Annotated in this window: 6 protein-coding genes, 2 rRNA genes and 1 pseudogene; 8 read left to right on the forward strand and 1 reads right to left on the reverse strand. The window is 30.9% G+C overall.

Annotated elements, in window-relative coordinates:
- The 5 genes from CLCHR_RS23595 to CLCHR_RS23615 all read left to right on the forward strand — a co-directional run.
- Positions 1-125 (forward strand): 23S ribosomal RNA (locus CLCHR_RS23595); the annotation flags it as partial.
- 125 nt (positions 126-250) lie between these two features.
- A 5S ribosomal RNA gene (gene rrf, locus CLCHR_RS23600) occupies positions 251-367 on the forward strand.
- Between the two features lie 297 nt (positions 368-664).
- Positions 665-1,108: a hypothetical protein gene (locus CLCHR_RS23605; RefSeq protein ID WP_079442389.1), complete on the forward strand. Its 444-nt coding sequence runs from the start codon at positions 665-667 to the stop codon at positions 1,106-1,108.
- Positions 1,109-1,409: 301 nt separating this feature from the next.
- Entirely contained in the window at positions 1,410-2,243 is an 834-nt protein-coding gene (locus CLCHR_RS23610) for a deoxyribonuclease IV (protein WP_079442390.1), read from the forward strand.
- A 151-nt stretch (positions 2,244-2,394) separates the two neighbouring features.
- On the forward strand, positions 2,395-3,072 hold the full coding sequence (locus tag CLCHR_RS23615) for a peptidylprolyl isomerase (RefSeq protein WP_079442391.1): 678 nt from the start codon (positions 2,395-2,397) through the stop codon (positions 3,070-3,072).
- A 215-nt stretch (positions 3,073-3,287) separates the two neighbouring features.
- Here CLCHR_RS23615 and CLCHR_RS23620 read toward each other — a convergent pair whose 3' ends face one another.
- Positions 3,288-3,656: a MerR family transcriptional regulator gene (locus CLCHR_RS23620; RefSeq protein WP_079442392.1), complete on the reverse strand. Its 369-nt coding sequence runs from the start codon at positions 3,654-3,656 to the stop codon at positions 3,288-3,290.
- 301 nt (positions 3,657-3,957) lie between these two features.
- Between CLCHR_RS23620 and CLCHR_RS23625 the strand changes: the two genes are divergently transcribed.
- The 3 genes and pseudogenes from CLCHR_RS23625 to CLCHR_RS23635 all read left to right on the forward strand — a co-directional run.
- On the forward strand, positions 3,958-5,115 hold the full coding sequence (locus CLCHR_RS23625; protein WP_079442393.1) for an aldo/keto reductase: 1,158 nt from the start codon (positions 3,958-3,960) through the stop codon (positions 5,113-5,115).
- A gap of 206 nt (positions 5,116-5,321) precedes the next feature.
- Complete coding sequence (cbiM, locus tag CLCHR_RS23630; protein ID WP_079442394.1) at positions 5,322-6,302, forward strand: cobalt transporter CbiM; 981 nt, start codon at positions 5,322-5,324, stop codon at positions 6,300-6,302.
- Positions 6,303-6,678: pseudogene (locus CLCHR_RS23635) on the forward strand (energy-coupling factor transporter transmembrane protein EcfT); the annotation flags it as partial.

The raw sequence follows: 6,678 nt of genomic DNA on the forward strand, positions 1-6,678 counted from the left end.
AAGATTAGATTTCCCATAGCGTAAGCTAGTAAGACCCCTTGAAGACTACAAGGTTGATAGGTCAGAGGTGTAAGTATGGTAACATATTTAGCTGACTGATACTAATAGGTCGAGGGCTTGACCAATAAATAATCAAGTTGTAATACATTAAAGAAACTATGTGCAATTTTGAAAGAACAAGGAATACAAATCACTAGCGTGATTTGCATAAGTTCGTTCAACCAAATCGGAGATTTGGGAACTCACTTAATCTCGTGATGATGGCATAGAGGTAACACTCCTTCCCATTCCGAACAGGAAAGTTAAGGTCTATAGCGCCGATGGTACTGCACGGGCGACTGTGTGGCAGAGTAGGACGTTGCGAGGTAACCTAAAAGATAGTTGTAATGACTATCTTTTTTATTTTACGTGAAAACTTCCATTCCATATATGCTTATCAGGGGGATGACTGTGTACAAAGAGACCTTTTTATAAACGAAAATGTAAATGTTTTTTATTTGTAATTTGATTATGACTGCGCTGGGGACTTTGAACCCTTAAGATATGTGATACGAAGATTAAATATAACAAAGAAAATCATTAAATTTATATTTAAGTATAATAGTTATATCATAGTGAAAAAATACCTTTAAACTAATTAATAAATAAAGTGGAGGTATGTTATATGAAAATAGAAGGTTACTTTAGTGGTATTAAAGCTGCAAATGAAGCAGTTGATGCTTTAAAAAAAGTAGGTATACAAGATGCTGTAGCTGATATAAATGAGCATTACGTAGGAGGAAGTGATTCAAATATTTTAGAAGTCGGTAGAAATCCAATTAATATGTCTGATCTTGTGCTTACTAATGATGCCCATGATGCAGGTCCATTAGCAGCTGCTAGTCCAATGGTAAGTGGTATGGGTGGATTTGAAGAAATTGCAGATGTAAATTATAGGGTTATCGTAAATACAGAAGATAATGATGCAGAAAAGGCAAAACAGATTATTGCAAAAATTGGGGGAGATTTAAGGGAGCATAATTTTAAAATGCCTCAAGGACTAGAAAATGTATCACTAGACGATTTAATGAGCATTATGATCAATGATATAAATAGCAGTAGAAGCTGAGTATAGATCTATATTTATAAAATAAAGTAGGTTGTTGAATAATTAATTTTTTAATGTATAGAATTTATTGAAAAATTAATTATTCAACAACCTATTATATCTTCAAGAATGAAGTTATCTCATCAGACATTTCCTCCATTTCATCATGGGATTTATAAAATGTATAGATTTAAAATAATTAAGTACATATTAGTTTAGGAATATTGGTGTATATGATTTATATAACAGTATGAATAATATGTAGACAAAAGCATTATAGTATTAATATAATGAGTTAAATAAGATATAAGGAGGAAACATTATGTTAAATATAGGCTGCCATTTATCAGCTTCAAAAGGATTTGCAAATATGGGCAGGGAAGCAATTAAACTGGGAGGAAATACATTTCAATTTTTCACTCGCAATCCAAGGGGGAGCAAAGCTAAGGATATTGATGAAAAAGATGTACAAGAGTTTTTAAAACTTATACAAGAAAATAATTTTGCTACAATTTTGGCTCATGCTCCTTATACTTTAAATGCTTGTTCTGCGGATGAAAATACAAGAAATTTTACTATAGAAGTGATGAAAGATGATTTAGCGCGCATGGAATATATACCAAACAATTTTTATAACTTTCATCCAGGAAGTCATGTGAAGCAGGGTGTAGAAATGGGGATAGAATATATTTCAGGTATGCTAAACTCAGTGTTAACTGAAAATCAAACAACAACTGTATTGCTTGAGACAATGGCTGGTAAAGGAACGGAAGTAGGGCGTACTTTTGAGGAATTACAGGAAATAATAAAACGTGTAAAGCTATCAAATAAAGTTGGAATATGTCTTGATACTTGCCATGTTTACGATGCAGGCTATGATATTGTAAGTAATCTAGACAATGTGTTAGAACAGTTTGATAAAGTAATAGGTTTAAATAAGTTATGCGCCATACATTTAAATGATAGTATGAATCCTTTTGAAAGCCATAAGGATAGACATCAAAAGATTGGAGAAGGTTCGATAGGATTAGATGCGATTATAAATATTATTAACCATCCAGCTCTACGTAAGCTGCCATTTTTTTTGGAAACACCAAATGAATTAGATGGTTATGCTAAAGAAATAAGATTATTAAAAGAGAATTATTTAGAGTAAAAATATATAAAGCATTGTTGATTGGAGAGAAAAATAAATATTTTAATTGCACATAATAAAATTAAAGTTTAATTACAATAAATTATATAATATTAAACTTATGGTATAATTATACTATTAAAATAATATACAAGGTTAAGGTGGAAAGAAAATGAGGAAAATAAAATATTTAAATTTAATATTATTAACGGTAGTAATGAGCTTACTTGTATTTGCTGGTTGCGGGAAGACTAGCAGCTCTAACAAGTCAGAGGCTAATAACACTTCTCAGAGCAGTGAAAAGAATAATTCAAGTTCATCAGAAGAAAATAAAAATTTGCCTATAGCAACAATAAATGTGGAGGGATATGGAGTTATAGAAGCAGAATTATATCCAGAAATAGCTCCGAATACAGTTAATAATTTTATAGACCTAGCAAATAAGAATTTTTATAATAATTTAAAGTTTCACAGGGTAATTAAAGGATTCATGATCCAAGGTGGTGACCCCAAAGGAAATGGTACCGGTGGTCCTGGTTATTCAATTGAAGGAGAATTTACATCAAATGGTTTTGCAAATAGTTTAAAGCATACAAAGGGTGTTCTTTCTATGGCAAGAACTCAAGATCCTAATAGCGCTGGAAGTCAATTCTTCATAATGTCAGGAGACGCTCAAAATCTTGATGGAGAATATGCAGCGTTTGGAAAGGTTATATCAGGACTAGACGTGGTTGACAAAATTCAGAATGTAGAAACTAATTCATCGGATGCGCCAAAGAAAGATGTGGTTATCACATCGATATCTGTTGATACAAAAGGTGTGCAATATAACGAACCTAAGAAGAAGTAGTTAACTTCAAAAATATTAGAAATATAAAAATACTTGCATAAAGAGATTATTTTAAATTTACAGCTAAACAACTGAAAGGGAATATGTGTGTTTGATTCTTATAAATATTGAGCAAACACACATATTCCCTTTCTAAACATAGCTTAAGTATAAATGAAGAATTTTCATATTTCCACAGTTAGTCATTGATTCGCTTTAAGTTTTTCATAATACCTTTATACAGTTTTTTTGCATGCACAGTCATAAAAGTTTATTTTACAATTTATTTTATCAAGATTTTTTTGTAATTCTGCAATTTGGCTTATAACTTCCTCACGATGTTTTATGAATATTTCTCTACGAACATCAATAGTATTATCGCCTTTAAGACATAATTGAATATATTCTTTTATTTGTTTTATAGGCATACCTGTATTTTTAAGACAACAAATAAGCTCAAGCCATTCTAAATCCTTTTCCTTGAAATCTCTATTACCTGAATCACTGCGGTCAATAAATGGTAATATACCTTCTTTCTCATAATATCTAAGAGTATGTGGTGTTAAATGAGTTCTTTCGGCAACTTCGGCAATACTGTATCCCATAAAATATATCCTCCCTTAAGTTTTATCATAGATTTTATATCTTAGAGTATACTCTAAGAGTTGAGATTTGTAAAATCCTATAATTTAAGAAGAGCCCATTAAAATGAATTTTTCACCTTGTATCAAAAAAGTGTAATACTAAAATCATGAATAACGAAATAAGTGTTGCAATCACGAAATTACTTTTTCATTTTAGGGGAAACGTTCAAAAAATATGTTGACTTAGAGCTAACTCTAAGATGTAGAATATATATGTATAGCAATTTATTGTGTAAGTTATCGTATTTTAGGAGGGATTGTTTTGTTATATAGAACACTTGGAAAGACTAATGAAAAGGTTTCTACTCTTGGATTTGGTTGTATGAGATTACCTATAATTGATGGAGATACAACTAAAATTCATGAAGAAAAAGCCACTGAAATGATTCGTCATGCAATTGATCAAGGGGTTAATTATATAGATACTGCATACCCTTATCATGGAACAGGAATGGGAAATGGAGGAGAAAGTGAGCCATTTGTAGGTAGAGCACTAAAAGATGGATATAGAGAGAAAGTTAATTTAGCAACAAAACTTCCTAGCTGGGCAATTAAGACTAGAGAAGATATGGACAAATATTTAAATGAACAATTAGAACGTCTACAAACAGACAAGATAGATTTTTATTTAGTGCATGCTTTGAATAAAGGTTCTTGGGAAAACCTAAAGAAGTTAGGAATAGATGAATTCTTAAATTCAGCAATTAAAGATGGAAGAATAAGATATGCAGGATTCTCATTCCATGACAAACTAGAAGTTTTTAAAGAAATAGTAGATTACTATGATTGGTCATTCTGTCAAATCCAATATAATTATTTAGATGAAGATTTCCAAGCAGGGACTGAAGGGTTAAAATATGCTGCAGATAGAGGTTTGGGAGTTGTTATAATGGAACCACTTAGAGGTGGAAAAATAGTTAGAGACCTTCCAGAAGTAGTTACTGATACATTTAATAAAGCTGAAATTAAGAGATCTCCAGCTGAGTGGGCACTAAGATGGGTATGGAATCATCCAGAGGTATCGGTAGTACTAAGTGGTATGAACATAATGGATAATGTTACTGAAAATATTAGAGTAGCAAGTGAAGCCTTACCAAATTCACTAACAGAAAAAGAATTAGAAATAATGGATAATGTTAAGAAGGCGTTTAAAGAAAGAATAAAAGTTAACTGTACAGCTTGCGAGTATTGTATGCCGTGTCCAGCAGGTGTAAACATTCCTAAGAATTTTGCAGTATATAATGAATATAACATATTTCTTACTCCGGCAACAGAAAAAGAACTTAAGGAAAGATATAATGGAGTGGCGCTATCAGAAAGAGCAGATAAATGTGTTGAATGTGGAAAATGTGAAGGACATTGTCCTCAAGCGATTAAAATCCGTCAGGAACTAAAAAATGTTACAGCATTATTTGCATAGAATGAAATAGGATAAATCTTATATATTAATATGGTAAAATTCTAAAGAATTTTACCATATATATTCTTAAACATATATATTCTAAAGAATATGTATTAATATAAGCAGGAGCAGTCATTAAACAAAGCGCTTTTGTGTACATAAAACTAAGAATATTAAATATAATTAAGAGAACCAGAAATATATGTTGTAAGGAGAATAACTATATGCATATACCTGATAATTATTTAAGCCCTTCAACCTGTGCTACTTTTGGAATTGCTATGTTACCAGTTTGGAGAAGAGCTAGTACAAAGGTAAAGTCAGAAATTACAAGGCAAAAGATGCCGCTGCTTGGAGTATCAGCAGCGTTTTCGTTTTTAATTATGATGTTTAATATACCTCTTCCTGGTGGGACTACAGGTCATGCTATTGGTGGTGCACTTGTTGCTATTTTGCTTGGGCCATACTCTGCTGTATTTGCTGTAACTATAGCTCTTGCAATTCAAGCATTGTTTTTTGGTGATGGAGGAATTTTAGCTTTTGGAGTAAATTGTTTTAATATGGCTTTTATAATGCCATTTACAGCATTTTATATATTTCAATTAACAAAAAAATTATTTAAGACTCAAAAAGGCGAATATATTGGAGCGTTTCTAGGCGGTTATATTTCTGTTAATACAGCTGCTTTATTTGCGGCACTTGAGTTTGGTGTCCAACCTTTGCTTTTTAAGGATTTCTTAGGATTGCCACTATACAGTCCATATGGTCTAGCTATATCTATTCCTGCTATGATGCTGCCGCATTTGCTGATAGTTGGTTTTTTAGAAGGATTAATTACATTAGGAGCCTATAGCTATATCAAAAAGGCATCACCAGAATTAATATATGAAGGAAAATCAAATAAAGCCAAATCGTTATATATTACTATAGGAATTCTTATCTTAGCTACTCCGATAGGGTTATTAGCAAATGGAACTGCTTGGGGAGAATGGGGCTCGGAAGAAGTAAAGAATTTAGTAGGATTTGTGCCTGAAGGTATGGAAAAAGGAGTTCAATTTAATTCTCTAATTCCAGATTACAGTTTTGGATTTCTTAAAGAATATCTCGGATATATTTTATCAGCATTAATAGGAGTAACAATAATTTTAATTATTTTCAAAGTAATAAGCAAAATCAATTTGAAGAAAAATATTAAAGGAGATTAAATGATTCCAGAATGGCTTTCAGCAAAAGATAATTATGTTCCGAAGGAAGAAAAAAGTTTATATATTGAAAAAAGTATTTTTTCAATAATTAGGATAATCTCAATTATTAGACAAAGCAAAAATCAAGATAAAGTACTTTATCTAATAAATCCAACTTTAAAAGTTATAAGTACTATAATAATGATCTTATGTATATCTCTTTCAAGAAATCTTAGATACTTACTGATAGTAGATATATATGTTTTAGCAAATCTTTTTCTTATGGAAAAGAGATCTAGAAAAAGAATATTAATTAGAAGTATTATATTTCCTTTAATAACTCTAATAGCATTAATGCCATCTATGTTTTATGGAAATATATATAATAGTTTATTGC

The organism is Clostridium chromiireducens, from assembly GCF_002029255.1.
Classification (GTDB): domain Bacteria; phylum Bacillota; class Clostridia; order Clostridiales; family Clostridiaceae; genus Clostridium; species Clostridium chromiireducens.